The sequence below is a fragment of the Nitrosomonas sp. genome, from assembly GCF_019752095.1.
Taxonomy (GTDB): Bacteria; Pseudomonadota; Gammaproteobacteria; order Burkholderiales; family Nitrosomonadaceae; genus Nitrosomonas.
The window spans coordinates 19,935-38,299 of sequence record NZ_JAIEMO010000006.1; the positions used below are offsets into that span (position 1 = coordinate 19,935).

The 18,365-nt window shown below is 49.3% G+C and carries 12 protein-coding genes; 3 read left to right on the forward strand and 9 right to left on the reverse strand.

What is annotated here, in order from left to right:
• Positions 1–7 precede the first annotated feature (7 nt).
• From trxA to K2Q13_RS02635, 9 genes are all read right to left on the reverse strand, one after another.
• Complete coding sequence (trxA, locus tag K2Q13_RS02595) at positions 8–334, reverse strand: thioredoxin TrxA (protein ID WP_292919100.1); 327 nt, start codon at positions 332–334, stop codon at positions 8–10.
• 227 nt (positions 335–561) lie between these two features.
• Entirely contained in the window at positions 562–1,617 is a 1,056-nt protein-coding gene (locus K2Q13_RS02600; RefSeq protein WP_292919101.1) for an ABC transporter ATP-binding protein, read from the reverse strand.
• A 3-nt stretch (positions 1,618–1,620) separates the two neighbouring features.
• On the reverse strand, positions 1,621–3,222 hold the full coding sequence (locus K2Q13_RS02605; protein WP_292919102.1) for an iron ABC transporter permease: 1,602 nt from the start codon (positions 3,220–3,222) through the stop codon (positions 1,621–1,623).
• A gap of 92 nt (positions 3,223–3,314) precedes the next feature.
• The gene (locus K2Q13_RS02610) at positions 3,315–4,328 is read right to left on the reverse strand and encodes a Fe(3+) ABC transporter substrate-binding protein (protein WP_292919103.1); all 1,014 of its coding nucleotides are present in this window, start codon (positions 4,326–4,328) and stop codon (positions 3,315–3,317) included.
• A 116-nt stretch (positions 4,329–4,444) separates the two neighbouring features.
• Entirely contained in the window at positions 4,445–5,224 is a 780-nt protein-coding gene (locus K2Q13_RS02615; protein ID WP_292919104.1) for a DUF3750 domain-containing protein, read from the reverse strand.
• A gap of 102 nt (positions 5,225–5,326) precedes the next feature.
• Positions 5,327–6,013 carry a hypothetical protein gene (locus K2Q13_RS02620; RefSeq protein ID WP_292919105.1) on the reverse strand — a complete coding sequence of 229 codons (687 nt, stop codon included), beginning with the start codon at positions 6,011–6,013 and terminating at the stop codon, positions 5,327–5,329.
• Positions 6,014–6,104: 91 nt separating this feature from the next.
• Positions 6,105–6,755 carry a hypothetical protein gene (locus K2Q13_RS02625; protein WP_292919106.1) on the reverse strand — a complete coding sequence of 217 codons (651 nt, stop codon included), beginning with the start codon at positions 6,753–6,755 and terminating at the stop codon, positions 6,105–6,107.
• A 226-nt stretch (positions 6,756–6,981) separates the two neighbouring features.
• Positions 6,982–8,535, reverse strand: coding sequence for a GTPase (locus K2Q13_RS02630; protein ID WP_292919107.1), 1,554 nt, complete (start codon positions 8,533–8,535; stop codon positions 6,982–6,984).
• Complete coding sequence (locus tag K2Q13_RS02635) at positions 8,532–9,761, reverse strand: DUF697 domain-containing protein (RefSeq protein WP_292919108.1); 1,230 nt, start codon at positions 9,759–9,761, stop codon at positions 8,532–8,534. Before K2Q13_RS02635 ends, K2Q13_RS02630 begins: the two co-directional genes overlap by 4 nt.
• Before the next feature lie 197 nt (positions 9,762–9,958).
• On the opposite strand from K2Q13_RS02635, the gene K2Q13_RS02640 reads away from it, so the two are divergent.
• Genes K2Q13_RS02640 through K2Q13_RS02650 form a run of 3 tightly spaced genes read left to right on the forward strand, consistent with a single transcriptional unit; the run spans position 9,959 to position 18,353 of the window.
• On the forward strand, positions 9,959–10,684 hold the full coding sequence (locus K2Q13_RS02640) for a tail fiber protein (RefSeq protein ID WP_292919109.1): 726 nt from the start codon (positions 9,959–9,961) through the stop codon (positions 10,682–10,684).
• 51 nt (positions 10,685–10,735) lie between these two features.
• Positions 10,736–11,713 carry a tetratricopeptide repeat protein gene (locus K2Q13_RS02645; RefSeq protein ID WP_292919110.1) on the forward strand — a complete coding sequence of 326 codons (978 nt, stop codon included), beginning with the start codon at positions 10,736–10,738 and terminating at the stop codon, positions 11,711–11,713.
• A gap of 43 nt (positions 11,714–11,756) precedes the next feature.
• Positions 11,757–18,353, forward strand: coding sequence for a DUF4347 domain-containing protein (locus K2Q13_RS02650; protein ID WP_292919111.1), 6,597 nt, complete (start codon positions 11,757–11,759; stop codon positions 18,351–18,353).
• Positions 18,354–18,365: the final 12 nt, after the last annotated feature.

Sequence of the window (18,365 nt, forward strand, 5' to 3'; positions counted from 1 at the left end):
AGCGAGATTAAATGTGACTGTCAATAAACGCTGTTAACTGCGATTTTGATAGCGCACCCACTTTTGTTGCTTCTATATTGCCATTTTTAAAAAGCATTAATGTCGGGATACCACGAATGCCATATTTAGGCGGTGTTAATTGATTCTCATCAATGTTCAGTTTCGCCACTTTAAGTCGATCTCCATACTCCTTCGCAATTTCGTCGAGTATGGGTGCTATCATTTTGCAAGGACCACACCACTCTGCCCAATAGTCAACCAGCACGGGAGCAGTCGACTGCAAGACTTCTGTTTCAAAATTATCGTCGGTAACGTAATGGATATGCTGACTCATAAAATCCCTCATTAAAATTATGCTAGTTCTGGAATAGTAGTCCCAAATATTATCTCTGAGACTGGGTACGTGATTGTTTGGAATAAAGCCGCAAAAGAGAAGTATAAAATACCAATCTGATTATGCTATAGAAAAAACTATTAAAAGGGAAGTAGCAATGCCCTAAAAAGTGGTTAAAAAAACAATCCGGTCAAATTTTCATACAAAATTGACTCAAAAATCAAGTCTCATGATTCCAATTGTTGAAATGCCACAATATGATCAACTTCAGGCTTGATACCTATTTTCTCGCCAATAGCGTGATTATGATGACTGGGTACTAATGCTAATACTCGCGCTCCGCCAGCAAGTCGCAGCGTGTATAAAATCTCTGCACCACGAAATGCCTTGCACACTATTGTTGCCTGCAGTGAACTGTGGTCATCGTGAACGATATCATCCGGCCGTAACAATACATCTACGATACAACCATTCTCATGTTGATGAGGAATCTCACTCTCTAAAATCCCCAATTCGATTTCAATCTGTTGCACATTAATCACCTTCCCTGGAAGAAATACGCCTTGCCCGATGAAGTTGGCAACAAACCGATTCGCCGGTTGATGATACAAATTGAAGGCAGTATCTAACTGCTGCATCTCACCGCGATGCATGACGCCAATTTCGTCAGCTATCGCAAATGCTTCAGCTTGATCATGGGTAACCAGTATAGCGGTAATCCCCTGGCTCTTAATAATCTCGCGCACTTCGATGCTTAAGCGTTCACGCAAGCTGATATCCAGATTGGAGAAAGGCTCGTCCAACAACAACAACTCTGGCTTCGGTGCCAATGCGCGCGCCAGCGCCACGCGCTGCTGCTGTCCACCTGATAATTCATGCGGATACTTTTTAGAGGCTTCGGTCAAATGCACCACATGCAGCAACTCATCGACACGCCGCGCACGCTCCACCTTGGTTAAGCGATGCAAGCCAAAACCGATGTTGGCAGTTACATCCAGATGTGGAAATAACGCGTAATCTTGAAAAACCATGCCAATGCGCCTTTGTTCCGGTGGCACAAAAACATCCGCACTACTAACACAAATACCGTTGAGGATAATTTCCCCGGCCAACACTGACTCAAATCCTGCAATACAGCGTAACGCCGTAGTTTTACCGCAACCACTCGGGCCGAGCAAACAACCGATTTGCCCTTTCTGCAAGGACAAGGTTAAATCATGAATCACGGCCTGCTCACCATAAGCCTGCCGGATATTGTTCAATTGCAACAATATAGCGCTCATTACTTAGATTTCAGTTTGACGCATAAATAAATATATCGGTATTAATCCAGCCAGTATCAACGTAACCGCCGGCAGAGCCGCCTGCTCCCACTGACCTTCTGAAGTCATCTCATAGATTCGGACCGCCAGCGTATCCCAGCCAAATGGGCGGGTCATCAGCGTAATCGGCATCTCCTTCATCACGTCGACAAACACCAGGGTGGCAGCGGTAAAAATACCCGGTTTCAATATTGGAATATGTACTGTTCTGATCATTGCCCAGCCGTGTACGCCCAAACTCATCGCCGCCTCATCAACGCTGTGCGTAACCCGTTGCATTGCGCTGTCAATGGGATAATGACTCACGGCCATAAATCGTATCAAATAAGCAATCAGCATAATGGCTAATGTACCCTGAATCAACTGACCTGTTTCTATTTGAAACCAGCGTAAAGCCAATTCACTGAGCTGCCCATCCAGCCAGACCAACGGCACGTACACGCCAATTGCCAACACTGTGCCAGGTAATGCATACCCAATGGTTGCGGTGCGCACTGCATAACGCGTAGCAGAATCAGGATAACGCCGCAGCGCATAAACCATAGCAATTACAACCAGACAGATCAATAAAGCCGCCAGACCGGATAAGGTCAGGGAATGCCAGAGAAATTCCAGGTAACGACCCACATCGTAATCCTGTGCAAACGATTGCATGGCCCAATAACACAGTTGTGCAACAGGCAGAAAAAATGCAAAAAATAATACACTGACCACAAAACCGGTAACCACCCAATTATGCCAACCTGCCAACTGAATACGTTGCACTCTCGCACTTCTTTTCGCTTCCGCATAACGCATACGCGATCTGAACTGTTGTTCCAGCACAATCACAATAAAGACTATAATAATCAATAAAGAAGCAAGCTGAGAAGCGGCATGCAATGAAAACATGCTAAACCACGCTTTGTAGATAGCTGTGGTAAATGTATTGTAATTAAACACCGCGACCGTTCCAAAATCCGCCAATGTTTCCATTGACACCAGCATGATACCTCCAGCTATCCAGGGACGCGCCATCGGCAACACCACTTTGAAGAAACCCTGCTTGCGGCTGAAGCCAAGTGATTGCGCAACCTCCAACGAACGCTTGCCTTGGCTCAAGAAAGCATTCCGCGCCAGCAAATAGACATAAGGATAGAAAGCCAGGGTCATGACGATAATAACGCCCAACCTGCCACGTATATCCGGAAACCAGGACAGATCAGAATCCAACCAAGCACGCAATGTAGTTTGTATCGGGCCGGTAAAATCAAACAAACCCAATGCAACAAAGGCTGTTACATAGGCAGGGATCGCCATCGGCAATAACAACGCCCAGGAAAAAAATCGCCGTCCGGGAAATTCATAAACAGCGGTAAACCAGGCCAGGCTGATGCCCAATAGTGCCGTTCCAACGATTACCCCCAATACTAACCAGAACGTATTGAGCAGCAAGGAAATCAGTGTGGTTTCAACCAGATGCTGCCAAATCTCACCTGCCGGTGCCAACACGGAGGAAAAAATCACACCAACGGGCGCCAGTACCAATGCAGCGGCGACAAAAGGTACCCAGCGCCAACTGATCATCAAACGTTTGAAAGAAGACAGAACAGAAACAATCTTGCGCTTTTAGGAAACTGATTTTCTACCACCGCATGTGCCGCCTTACTCACACTGCTTTACCGGTACCCTGCGCGATCCATCAGCTTTACGGCAGTCGTCTGCAATTCTCCGGCTTTAACCAGATTCATTGGATTTTGCTTAAAATCACCCCACGCTGCGACAAATGGATCAGCCGCAATTTTAGGATTAACCGGATATTCCATATTCACATCAGCGAAAAGGTTTTGTGCTTTAGCGGACGACAAGAATTCCAATAATTTAATGGCAGCCTGTTCGTTGCGGGCATAGCGCGTAATTCCCGCACCTGAAATATTGACATGCACACCGCTGCTATCCTGATTGGGCCAGAAAATCGCCAGCGGTAAATTGGGATCCTGTTTCATTAAACGGCCAAAATAATAGGTATTGACTAAAGTCACATCGCATCTGCCGGCAGCCACGAACTCTAAAGCCCGGGTATCATCGGATAGCGGATCGGTTGCCAGATTAGCCACCCAACCCTTAACAATCTTTTCCGTCTCAGCTGCGCCATGTTCAGCAATCATCATTGCCACAAGCGACTGGTTATACACTTTCTTCGAAGTGCGTAAACAGAGCCGTTTTTTCCACTTGGGATCGGCCAGATTTTCATAGGTTGAAAGTTCCTCGGGCTTTACTTTTTTGGTGTTATAAACCAAAGTCCTGGCGCGTATCGACAGCCCAAACCACGCATTATCCGGATCGCGCAAATGCGCCGGGATATTACCCTCAAGCACCTCGGACTTAACCGGTTTTAACAATCCTTTCTGTGCAGCTGCCCAGAGATTACCGACGTCCGCAGTTATCAACACATCTGCCGGTGTATTTTTTCCCTCCGCCTCCAGCCGGGCAAGCAGCGCGCCTTCGTTGTCGGTAGTGTATTTAACTTTAATCCCTGTTTCCTGGGTAAAAGCATCAAACATCGGCTTAATGAGTTGCTCAATTCGCGCAGAATAAACAACCACTTCATTAGCATGCGCTGGATGAATAATAAATAACGAAAAAAGCAAAGGAATAAAAATAAGAAAACGGCTTAGATTTGGGCTGACCATGAGAGAAATTCCGGGGAAAAAGTTTCGGCAATCGAATTAATTAATGGCGAATACTATAGTATGAATAAGAATAATTATCAATTAAATATCTCTAGCAAAAAACGGCAAGACTCCGATCAATTCTCGGTTGCCGGCCGTGACCATGGATTCAATTCCATGCGTCCTAGCAGTGGCAATTTAATGGCGAGCGGATTCCAGTTAACACCAAAAGACAAACCCAGAAAATTGAATTCAATCCCTTCCACCGCGCTAATCAACACGCCCAACAAGCCAAAAAATGAAATCTGCAAACCACTGCCACTCGGAGCATGCGATATAAATCGGTAACCCAGATAATCCTTGCCAATCGCCGTGGGCGGCAAATCCAGTTGCAACTCTGGCACCGCGCGCGAAACCCAAGCGGTAAAGGTATTGGAATTCGGCCCCGGCCACATAGTGTAATCTTTCGTGTAGGGGTAACGGTTAGCCGCCAGATCAATTTTCTCGATCAACGCATCCACGCCATCGCCTCTTTTTTCAGCCAGGATCTCGGGTACATTTCCGTACCAGCGCCGGTCAGGCGCATTTTCATAAACCGCCACTACCGACCTCTGGCTACGCCGCAACCACCCGATCACTTCATAAATCGTGTACGACTGAGCCCCCGTAGGCTTCACCGCAATCCAGGTATGAATCCCAAAATAGCCGCGCCAGCCAAATGCGCGCGCGCCATAAACCTGAATAATCGCCTCAGGATTCGTGGCGGGATCCGGCGCTATGCCAACCGGTTCGCGGCTCGCATTCCACCAGTACTGTGCCTCCGCATGTTGCGGGAAAAACAACCCGGCAAGCGAAATCATCACCCAACAACCCAACAAAACAGAGCGACTCGCGCCCTGCGTAACAGATACTAACATCTTGAGAAAATCCGGTTAAGTTAATAATTTTTTGAATAAAGCAATCAGATCGTGATTAATCAACGTGTCATAAAACGTTAGATTTGTTCTTATACGGCTAAATTAGGGTTGCCAGTCTTCACTTTTCTCAACCCTTAATTCGACGGCAGATAAACGTGGTTCTTGTACCAAATGAAAGTCGGTAGCGCGAAGACCATCAGTAAGCATCTGTAGTCGAAAACGTTCCCCAGGGCGCATGTTTCGAAGCATGATTTGAATTCCAAGTGGCGTAACTGTACCGGTGTTATGAAATTCAACCTCGCCTAAAATCTGAGGAAGTGCGCTGAGTATTTCTCCTGGACGCTTTCTCTTCAGGTGCAAGCTGACCATAGGCATGACGGTGACTCCTTGCAAATCAATTGTTAGGGAAACAATCGCCAATTGGTTTAGCGGATTGCCCTTTCGATAAACGGCTATATCGTTGCAGGCTCGTTGGGTTTCTGTATCTATCAATAATGAATCGTCAATCCGTGCAATCAATACATGTTTCGATGAGTCGACGACCCCCTCCGAAAAAACAGATCTCACAATGCTTATCATTTTTGGCTCTGAAACTTCCGACTTCGAGGTTGGCTTTGTATCGTTGGATTCTCGTCTGTCGTACGTTGTCAAGCCCCATAAAACTGAAACCTTTCCCCCAGGCTTAGTAGCAAAGTGGCTGATAAGCCAGACTATTCCGACAACTACTGCTGATATTCCAACAACAATTACCAATCCATAGGTCGTTATGAGTGTCTCAAGAACAGCCAAGATGAACCCCTAACGTTCAAGACCAGGGGCGCGCTGCGCGATAAAGCCGCGCAGCGTCCAACGATCGAATGGAACGAGGTCGACTGCCATATTAGGTTTCGATTTTAAACGTGCGTTCATGCAGCTTTGCTGTTGTGTGCTCGATATTTGAACGGCCTTTCTTCCAGAGTGCGCGGAGAGCAAGAAGAGTAAGAACAATCGTTGCTAGCTTGTACCAATCCACCTCCCGATCCCACTCTACAGGGCCAACAGACTTGAACAATAACACTATCCAAAATAGCGTAACAAATAGGCTAAGCATCTGGTTAATTTTGGTAACCGAAAATTGGGCTGCATCAGTCAACGGATTGTTTCCAGGGTTGATGGCCACAACTTTGTATAGAGGCCCAAGCGTCATGTTCTCAAGCATGTCGACGTGTCGCTCCCAATTGTTCTGCCAGAACTTACTGCCACGATTGACAAGATACCAGGCGAATGAGAGGACAAGACCAAGCGCCGAAAATACAAGCGATAGCCACGGCTCGTGATCGGAAACGGTCTTGTAGGTCAACGCGTAGGCAGCAAACGCGGCTGCAATAAGTGCCCAGAAGTAGGTTGCTCGTTTCCAATACATTTCGATTTCAAATTTTCGAATATCAAGCGCGTACTCGAGTGCTCGGCCAGCACGCGTGTCGGCTTCTTCCGTTATTTTCTCTTTGCGATCTTGCTCAGAAAATTTCTCTTTGTATTGATTTTCGTTCATGGTCTGCAATATCAATGGATTGAAATCTAAAGTAATATGTACGACAAGAAATGTCTCATAATCTGGAACGAAATATCATATAACTCGATTAACTATTTTTAAGTAACTTTACAAGAAAAAATATCTAATCCAGATATTGATTTTACTCTCATTCAAGCAACACTAAGCAACTGCACCGAATTATCCCTGGCGCCTAGCTAATATACCTAGTTTCTTATAAAACCGGCTACTTATCCCCACGTTTGCCCAGCATCTCCGGCAAATCGCGCAAAAAACGCCCTGCTCCGGCCATCTGACGCCGTAGCATGACCCAGTCCTCCGCTCTTTTCTTGGCATCCAAGCAACGCATCAACCGGATTCTCAGCGCCTCATCCTGATGATTCAGAATAGCTGCCCACAACGTATCATCTACATTATAAATTTTATTCTCCAGCAAGCAGACAGGAATAACCTGCTCGGCCGGCACCGCCAGATCGGCAGCAACGGCCCGCACTGCGGCGGTTATATTAGCTGACTTGATATTCGTTGTATGGGTCAAATCATAGGGCGGCTGCCATTCGTTCGCCGGACGTAACCGATCCACAAAACTAACAGCAACCAGCAACGGCGCAGAGCGCCGATCCATTCGTGCAGCTTGATAGCTGCGCAAGGCATCCAAAAATTGCCGTTCAACCTGCCGATCCGGACGATTGGCCGGGCTGACCCATAAGATCAAATCTGCGCTGCCAGCGGCTATCAGCATTTGCTTGCTATCAAAAAACGGACTGTCGCAACCTGGGCTATCGAAAACCAGTGCCTGGGTGAATCCCTCGCGTGATAATACGAATGGTTCAAGCGCCTGGGTGGTGCCCGTCAGAATATCTGTAGCAGTTTTGAGCTCCCCGAACAAGGCGTTGATCAAACTGGATTTACCCGAATTGGATCGGCCAAGAACAAGAATCCGCAATGGCTCGACCGCGGATGCTGTAGCTTGACCCGTCTGCTCCAGATCTGCCCTGGATTCCGGTGTTGCTGATTCGGTGTGATCGTCATCGCCAAGCGGCAAGCGGCCACTGTATAGGTCAATGGCGTAATAACCCACTTTGCACACATAAGCCCGCAAAAACCAGCGATGCAATTCATTTCTGGCCTGATCAAAACTGCGCTCGCGCAAATGCCGCCAGGCTTCGCTCAATAAGGCATTCACCGGATTAATGAGGATGCTGCCCGCGCGGTAAACGTTGAATGCTTTCTCTGCCTTCGTCTTCCAACGTTGAATCCGGAATAAATCACCTACCGTCAGACGATTGCTAAAGGGTATTTTTTCTGCGATATCTCTGCGCAGCTCACGACTTGCCCGTTCGATAATCAGTAAAGTATGCGGCACGGTCAGTTCATACAGTGGCTTCTCAACCTCTGGATGGTAACAATGCGCCACTGCTTCCATCGATTTCTGTCCCAGCTCCGATATCCAGCGGCCATCTTCCAGCGGCCAGTCCTCCGGATTGCAGCTAGCGGCCAACGCTTCAACCTGCTGCCATACCGCATCTGCGCTGGGTGGCCAATCCGGATTAGGGTCAGTAGTCGTATTCATTAATAATTGACGTTCCTGCCGCACCAGCAATTGTTGCAAGCCATAGCCTAAAATACCGCACACCACCATCGCAATCAGCCAATACAGCAAGTTCCCGCTTTGCCATAGCCAAAAAATGCCAAAACCCATCAATGCCAGCACCGGCAATAGCAGCAGAATGGCTACCAATAATCGTAGCGGATCAACAGCTGGAAGCGGTTTCTTCATTTCGACTGACTCCGCAACCGATCTTTCAGTATTGAAGCGCCCTGCTCCAGTTCCTCCGCATAGATCCGGCGTAAGGTTTTAGGATCAACATTCAAGCCATCTTTGCGCCTGGCAAAAAAATAGATAGCCGCTTTTCCTAATGCGTAAGTAGTCGCCCCGCTGGAACTGGCACCCCATACCGCACCCACAGTCTGCCCCCAGAAGGGAATTACCTTGACCACAGCACGGCTCAGCAGGCGCGTCAGAAAACTGGACGCGATACCCGCACCTACCAGCCCCAGAAATTCTGTGATGGTGCTCTTATCCCAGTACTGCCCATATAACACTGCAAGACTATGCAACAATTTAGCCTGCACCGCTGATACGGCAACCAGGTCAACCACCGGCAAAGCGCCTAATCCTGCTGCGGTTAGTGAGTAACCGACGATATGCTGATGCGCGGCACGCGCATACAAATCGTGCACTTGCTTATCGCCACTTAATTGATGTTGCAGACCCAATGAGGTTAGCGATTCAATCGCCTGCCACAATGCCTGCAGCCCATAATCAGGCGGCTCAAACCCATCTTCCGGCAAGGTTAAATCCACCGCGACCCAGCGCATGGCAGCAAAACCCGGCAATAGCTTCAAAGCACTGCGTTGTGCCTGTAAAGCACGGCGCAAATCAACCGGAACCGTTTCCGGCAAGGGATCCTCATCATAAGGCCAGGGGTGCAGATGGTCGTATTCGCTCGGATACAGTTCATGCAAACCCGTTTGCACGATCAGCACGGGCCATTCGGGGTGACGCTGGCGGATGGAATGCAACACGTCAAGCACAGCGGTCTGATTGATGTCAGCCACTTTCATCACAGCCACCAGCAAATGCGCCTGAGATTCGCAGTATTGAATATCGTCAGCCGGATCATAGGAAACTTCGCCCAAGCCACGCGTATCCAGAAACCTGACGATCGGTATATCGGCCGGAAAATCATAAAAACGGGAATTGCGGGTGCACGGCTGAAAACCATTGCCGATCTCGGCCGCTGCGCTACCGGTCAACGCGCGAATAATCGAGGTTTTTCCTGCCTGTGTTTTACCCAATAGCCATAGCACTGGCACCGGCATCTTGGCGCGCGCTTCGCGCAAAGATGCTTCCAGCAAATTTTCGTCGACTCTGGGCTCCAGCAAAGCTGTGCGGAGCTGCTCCCAGTAGTTCGTCCAGTTTTTCAGATCACTTAATTTCATCACATTGTCATCTTATCATTAGGCACAGCAGATATAAGCTAGATATTTACCGCAAAGCAAAGGGCATAAAGCCGCCTATTACAACGTTATGAAAAGGCTATCGTGCTGTTATGCTATTGTACAAAGAGTAATTCATCGTTAATATCAGATTGTTACAGACGAAGTCAAAAGTTAAATCTTAATAAAGGGGAAAATTGATGAAACCGAGCAAGAAAACACCATGTCTTTTTTCTTTGATCGCAGCCATGATGCTCATGAGCACAGCACCTAACACCGCCAACGCCGGAATGGAGCCATTTATCGGAGAGATAAGTTATGTAGCATTTAATTTTGCGCCGCAAGGATGGTATCAATGTGATGGGCAAACGCTCCCTATCAGTCAGTATCAAGCGCTTTTCTCGCTGCTTGGTGCAACTTATGGCGGTAATGGAACGACGACTTTTGCCCTGCCTGACATGCGGGGAAGAGTTCCTGTCCATAAAGGACAGCACCCTGGCGGTTCGATGTTCGATATGGGACAGGTCAGCGGCGCGGAAAGCATGGCACTGACTGTAAATAATATGCCCACCCATAGTCATCTCGCCACAGCCACCTCGACTTCCACATCAGCCGTGGCACCTGGCAGTACTGCAACATCGACATTGAAAGCCGTGAATAGTGACGCTGACATAAAAACCGCAGCTGGAAATTCCCTGGCCAATGCCAAAGGATTGGGCGCTGCTTATTCTGCTGCTGCACCGAATGTGAGTATGAGCTCCGCTTCGATCGAGACCACGCTGAATGGACTTAATATCGTCACCACGACCAGCACCAACGTCGATATTGGCATGACCGGGGGTTCTCAACCATTCTCGATCATGCAACCATATACTGTTGTGAATTGCATTATTGCCTGGAATGGCGTTTATCCTTCGCGGCCATAACTTGGTTTAGTTTGGCGCTTTGATACTGGATCGCAAGCCCACCAGCAAAAAATGAAAATAGCTTTATGGATGTTTCTGTGCGCCGCTACTTTTCTGTCTGACGTTCTGGCGGATAAAGTGAGCGGCGCAAAAGAACAAACAAGCAACAGCCTGGCCATGAAGAATGCCCAAGATGCACTAGCATCCGGCAATTATGAAAAAGCTTTTAGCGGGTATTCTGATGCCGCCGTGCATGACAACAATGGCCTGGCACAATTTTCGCTGGGTCTTTTCTATCACAATGGCTGGGGACGCGAAACCGACCCAGTCGTTGCTTGCCAGTGGTTCGAAAAAGCGGGGCAGAACGGCATCCCGACAGCCCAGCATTTAACCGGCGTGTGTTTTGAGCAAGGCACGCATCATACGGAAGACCCCGTAGCAGCAGCCAACTGGTTCCAAAAAGCAGCCCAGGCAGGACACATTCATTCTTACTGCCATCTCGCCAATCTGTTGATGACCGGCAGAGGTTTTCCCAAAGATCCTGTTAAAGCGCTGGAACTTTGCCGCCCGGCTGCACAGCAAAATTCCATCCCCGCGCAGATATGGATGGGAAAGTTTTATCTGCAAGGCGACTTAGCAATTCAGGATATACAAAAAGCTCAACACTGGTTTGCAACCGCAGCGCAAAAACAAGCGCCCGAAGCTTTCTATTATTTGGGTCTCATCCTACAGACCGATTTATCGGCCAAGCATACGCCCAAAGAAATCAGGCAAATGTTTGAACAAGCCGCCGCGCTCAAATATGTTCCGGCTTATTTTCAGGCAGGGAAACATTTTTATCATGCCGAACCCGATCCAAAAACAAATCAACTGTCCGCAGAACATCTGGCAAAGGCCTATTTGTGGTTGTCAGCAACGATACAACGCTCCGAGAATAGTGAAGAGATCACAGCAGCAAAAGTGATCTTGGAACAAATACTGGCCGTAATGCCGCAAACATGGCTAGCCGAACTCGACCAGAAAGTTGCACAGCATCTACAGGAAGATTAAGCGGAAATTTCTTGATAACACCAGACTACAGAGGAAATAGAACATGACTACACAGACTAAGCAAATGGCAAAATCTATTTTATTTGTAGATAGTGGCGTGGCTGATTATCAACTGCTGGTCGATGGCGTTAAATCCGGAACTGAAGTTGTACTGCTGAATGCCAATCAGGACGGTATTCTGCAGATAACCGAAACACTGAGTCAATATTCCGATGTGGACAACGTTCATATTCTTTCGCATGGTGAGCAAGCTAAGGTTTTTCTTGGCAACACCGTGCTTTGCCCGGAATCACTGATTACCTATCAATCGACCTTACAATCCTGGCGCAATGCTCTGACGCAAACAGCAGAAATTTTTCTATACGGGTGCCAGGTCGCCAAAGGTTTTACGGGTCAACAATTTATCCAGCAATTAAATACAGCGATTCAGGTCAACATCGCCGCTTCGATTGATCTTACGGGCGCTAAAAGATTGGGAGGGAATTGGGATCTGGCCTTCCATTGCGGAGAAATTCACCAGCCGCAGATTTTCACACACAACGCATTGGAAGCCTATGACGGTGTTTTAGCGACAGAAACCATTTCATTTGTTGAGAATGAACTGAACGGTGAGCCGCTGACCAGCTACACCAAGGCAACCACCGATTATGGCAACTTGACCATCAAAGGCACCAATTCCGGGCTCGCAACAGCCTTTGGCTCATTGGCAAACTTAGCCGCACCTGCCGGTTTATATGATGCGCTTACGCAATTTGGATCAGGTGTTTCGGTAGGCATCGGATTGAACGATGGAAGCAGTGGTGGCACAACAGGAACCTGGTTTACTTTTGCCACAGCCGGTGGTGGCGAATTTGATCTGGTTTCGTTAAAAATGACGGAAGGATTTGCTGTTTTCACTTCCATGGAAGCAATCGGCTTTCGAGACGGCACACAAGTAGCGACTCAATCGCTGACGATCACAGGTGGCACAATCAACCAGACTATTGCCATGTCCTCTGCTTTTGACAATGTCGATGAAATCCGCATCCGCCAAACAACCCCAGGATTCTTTGATTCAGGAACCCCAGGACAAGATGGCGTATTATTTGAAAATTTTATTTTTCAACCGATCCCAGGCCCCACGATCACCTCGGCCACTTACAACGCCAGCACCAACTCATTGGTTGTGACCGCCACCAACCTGGCTGCTACAGGCGGCGCACTCAACGATATCAATGTTTCAAAACTGACGCTGACCGGACAAGGAGGATCGACTTATACACTAACTTCATCGAACGTTGAAATCGATTCGGCCACTCAATTTACCGTTGCGCTGAATGCCGCCGATCAGATCAATGTAGAAGGATTGCTGAACAAGAACGGCACCTCCGCCGTCGATGCCACAACGTTTAACCTCGCCGCCGCTGCTGACTGGAATCCTGCGCAAACCGGCAACGCGGATACCACGGGTAACGCGGTCACGGTCAGCAATGTACAGACGCCAACCATCACATCCGCCACTTACGATGCCAGCACGGGAACGCTGACCGTCACCGGAGCAAATTTCGTTAAAGCCAGCGGTGCCACGAACGACATTACCGCCAATAAGCTCACTTTCACCGGCGAAGGCGGCACAACTTATACTTTGACGGATAGCAGCAATGTCGAGATCACTTCCGTCACAGCTTTCACGGTGACACTCAGCGCCACCGACAAAGCCGCCATCAATCAGATTTTCAACAAAAATGGCACCAGTTCCACTGGTGCCACAACGTATAACTTAGCTGCTGCCGATGACTGGAACACGGTAATCGGCAATACTGATATCGCGGATGCAACCGGCAACGGCATTACCGTCAGCAACGTGGCTGCACCGACCATCACATCGGCTACTTTTGATGCCAGCACCGGCGCATTGGTGGTAACCGGAACCAGCTTCCTCAAAGCAAACGGCGCAACTAACGATATCGACGCTTCCAAATTCACCTTCACGGGAGAAGGCGGCGCGACCTACACGCTGACTGATTCCACCAATGTCGAGATTACCTCCGGCACAGCATTCACCATCACGTTGAGCAGTACCGATAAGGCTGCCGTCAATCAGATGGTCAACAAAAACGGCACCGCTTCGACCGGCGGCACGACTTACAATTTAGCCGCTGCGGAAGATTGGGCAGCAGGCGCCGATGCCGCCGTCAATGTTGTTGATGCAACCGGCAACGGCATTACCGTCAGCAACGTGGCCACACCGACGATCACATCGGCCACTTTTGACGCCAACACCGGCGCATTGGTGGTAACCGGAACCGGCTTCCTCAAAGCAAGCGGCGCAACTAACGACATTGATGTCTCCAAATTCACCTTCACGGGAGAAGGCGGCTCGACCTACACGTTAACTGATTCCGCCGATGTCGAGATTACCTCCGGCACCACATTCACCATCACCTTAAGCAGCACCGACAAAGCAACCGTCAATCAGATAGTCAACAAAAACGGTACTGCATCGACTGGCGGCACGACCTATAATCTGGCCGCTGCTGAAGACTGGTTGACAGGAGCCGATTCGGCTGTAGTTATTGCTGATCTCACCGGCAATGGCATTACGATTTCGAATATTGCCGTACCAACCATGACGTCGGCAGCTTACGATTACAGCAGCAACGTATTAACCGTTACCGGAACCGGCTTCCTCTCTAAAAGCGGCGCCAGCAACGACATCGATATTTCCAAGCTGACAATTACCGGAGAAGGTGGCGCGACTTATACACTGACCACCGCCACCGATGTGGAAATCACATCAGGCACTGCATTCTCAGTCACATTGGCTGGCACAGACCTGATCAATGTTGAGGCATTGCTGAACAAAAACGGCACCTCAGCGGTCAGCAGCACTACTTACAACCTTGCTGGCGCTGAAGACTGGGCGGCCGGATCCGATGCTGCGTTAACAGTAGCCGATCTGACCGGGAATGCGATTACCGTCAACAACTATGCTGCACCTGCGATCACTTCCGCTACTTTTGACGGTAGCACCAACGTGCTGACCGTAACCGGAGCCAACCTGGTTTCCAACAGTGGTGCAGTCAACGATGTTGACGTTTCTTTGCTGACGATAACCGGTGAAGGTGGAAGCTACACATTGACGTCTTCAGATGTTGAAATCACTTCGGCAACATCGTTCAGCGTTACACTGAACGCATCCGACCAGCTCGTCGCGCATGGATTGCTAAACAAAAATGGCACCGCTTCCTCCGGCGCAACCACCTACAATATCGCTGCGGCCGAAGACTGGATGGCCGGAACTGCCACCAGCGTCAATATTGCCGATCTCACCGGCAATGGCATTACCGTGAGCAATGTCCCAACACCCACGATCACCTCTGCAACTTACGATTCCGACACCGGTATCCTGATCGTTACCGGCACCCATCTGTTCAACAAGATCGGCACCAGTAACGATATTGACATTTCCACGCTAACCTTGACCGGCGGCGTTGCCAATGCTACTTATACGATCACCAGCGCATCGGATGTTGAAATCACTTCGGCGACTTCTTTCAGCGTAACGCTGTCCGGCGTGGATAAAACTAACGTTGATGCGTTGCTGGATCAAACCGGCACCACATCATCCGGCGGCTCCACTTACAATCTGGCAGCCGCGGATAATTGGCTAACTGGCGCAGACTCTGCCGCCAATATTAGCGATACAACCAATGCAGTAACCGTTTCAACCAATCCAAGAATCACCTCAGCGACCTATAATGCATCATCCGGTGCTTTAGTCGTCACCGGCACAAACCTGCAAGCTAATGGCGGTGGTGCCGATATCGATGCTTCCTTGTTTACGTTTACCGGCGAAAGCGGAGCCACCTACACCCTGACCGATTCCGCCGATGTTGAAATCGCTTCCAGCACAGCTTTCACGGTTACGCTCAGCGCTACCGACAAAGCCGCCATTAACCAGATCGTCAATAAGAACGGCACCGCTTCGACCGGTGGAACCACTTACAATCTGGCTGCTGCTGATGACTGGAATACCAATGCCACAGCGGGCGACACATCGGACACCAGTGGCAATGGCATGACCGTCAGCAATGTAGCCACGCCCACGATTACATCGGCCACCTACAATGCCAGCACCGGCGCATTGGTGGTAACCGGCGCTGGTTTCCTCAAGTTAAGCGGCGCAACCAACGACATTGATGCCTCCAAGCTGACTTTTACGGGTGAAGGAGGCGCTACTCATGCATTAACCGATTCCGCTGACGTTGAAATCACATCCGGCACTGCATTCACCGTCACCTTGAGCAGCGCCGACAAAGCTTCCGTCAATCAAATTATTAATAAAGATGGCACGGCTTCCACCGGTGGCACTACATACAATTTAGCCGCTGCGGAAGATTGGGCAGCAGGCGCCGATGCAGCCGTTAATGTGGTTGATGCCACCGGTAACGGTATTACCGCCAGTAACGTCGCCGCACCCACGATCACATCGGCCACTTTTGACACCAGCACCGGTGCATTGGTTGTGACCGGAACCGGCTTCCTCAAAGCAAGTGGCGCAGCGAATGATATCGATGTTTCAAAATTCATCTTCACCGGTGACGGTGGCGCCACCTATACACTGACTGATTCCGCCGATGCCGAGATCACTTCCGGCACGGCATTTACCCTTACTTTAAGCGCCACAGACAAAACCGCAGTTAATCTTCTTTTGAACAAGACAGGCACGGCATCCACTGACGCCACGACCTACAATCTGGCCGCTGCGGAAGACTGGGCAACAGGAGCCGATGCAGCCGTCAATGTCGCAGATCTGACAGGCAATGGCATTACTGTAACTGTCCCGGCTCCTGCTTCCGGCGGCGGTGGCGGTGGCGGTGGCAGTAATGGCAACTCAACTACGACCACAACGGTCGATGGCGCTGAAACGACCATTACAACGCAACCGAATGGCACCGTAATAACCACTCTCTTGCCCATCGCACCTACACGAGAAGATGATCCATCTTCATTACTTAGAAACTACGCAGATATTCCGCTGGTTACTGGGACATCAGGCAATACCCTGCTGACGATCAGCTTACCCGTCGGCGTTGGCGTGAATGTCCAAGGCTTGCCTCGGGAAATGAATCTGACCGTTGCCAGAGATGATCTGATTCAGCGCATTGCGCAAGGAACCGGAACCGACAGTACGGATGAAGGAATCATTAACCAAGTTGAAAATTTCTTGTCTACCCTGAGTTCCGATACAACCCTCGGTATTCGTACCGTAACTCCCACGGTTAATAACAATCAAGTTCCCGAGCTACCCATTATCATTACCGCCTCGGAAAATACCGATGGTTCCCGCCAAGCGCTGATAATCGATGCCAGTAATCTACCGCCTGGCAGCATTATTCAATTAGCCAATGTCGTATTTGCATTTATTGTCGGAGCGGTCAGCGTTACAGGGGGGGCGGGTGAAAACTACGTCGTAGGTGACGATCACGATCAATATATCGTGTTGGGCGCGGATAACGACATTCTTTTTGGCGGTGGCGGCGATGATACCATCGGCAGTCTTGGTGGCGACGATCAAACTTCAGGCGATGCCGACAATGATATCGTTTTTGGCGGAACCGGCAATGATCGTTTAAGCGGCGGAAGTGGCAATGACCAACTCAACGGCGGATTGGGTTTCGATATCGCAAACCAGGAAGGACAATTATCAGATTACCGGATTGAAATAGACAATGACCAAGTCAAGCTGATACACACTAGTAACGGTGAAACGGACATCCTGATTGATATCGAATTGATTCAATTTGCTGCAGGCAACACCGTGGCGATTGCTCACTCTGAATTTGAGGCGGTTGCGCACCATCTGGCAAAAACCTGGCTGGGCCGTGATTTAACCGTGGCTGAAAGCAACGCTGTGCAAAACTGGCAGAACGCCACTACCGATGATATCTTGACAGCCTTTCATAACCTGCCTGAGGCAGTTGATTTTCAGGATAAAACTGATACTGAATTGCTCAATGGTCTGGAGACCCATCCGGATATTATCCAGCTAGACGTGAGCCGAAATTTTACTGGCGGGGATGAAAATAATCAGGGCTATTTACCGTTGGGTCTGGCCGTGAATGCGGATGGCGGCGCAGGCCATGATGTGTTGCAGCTACCCGGCACGCGTGAGGGTGTGCATCTGGAATTTGCCGAGGATCGGCTGGAATTGACACAACTGAGCGATGGCGCCATGTTCAGCCTCAGAAATGCTGAAATGATTGCCTTTGACAATGGAGAAACCGTTGTAATCGCGCATGATGCAACCGAAGGAATCTTAGGCCGCCTGTTCCAGAGCTTCTTTGACCGGGATGCCACTATTGCTGAATGGCAACTGGGGCGAGAAGCACTGCAGGCGCAGATCAGTCCTCACACGATTCTGGATTGGTTCCAGCAACGTGCCGGTCTGGATGCCTTATCCGACACGGAATATGTGCAAACAATCTACTCTCGGACATTGGAACGCTCCGCGACAGACGATGAACTCAGCCTGCAAATATCGCGCTTGGCGAACAACGAAGTTGAACGGAAATGGTTGGCGGTTGAAATTGCACAGAGTAATGAAGCAACTATCAACTTGATTGGCAGCGTAATGTTGCAGGAAGGATGGGTATGAATACCCACCCAG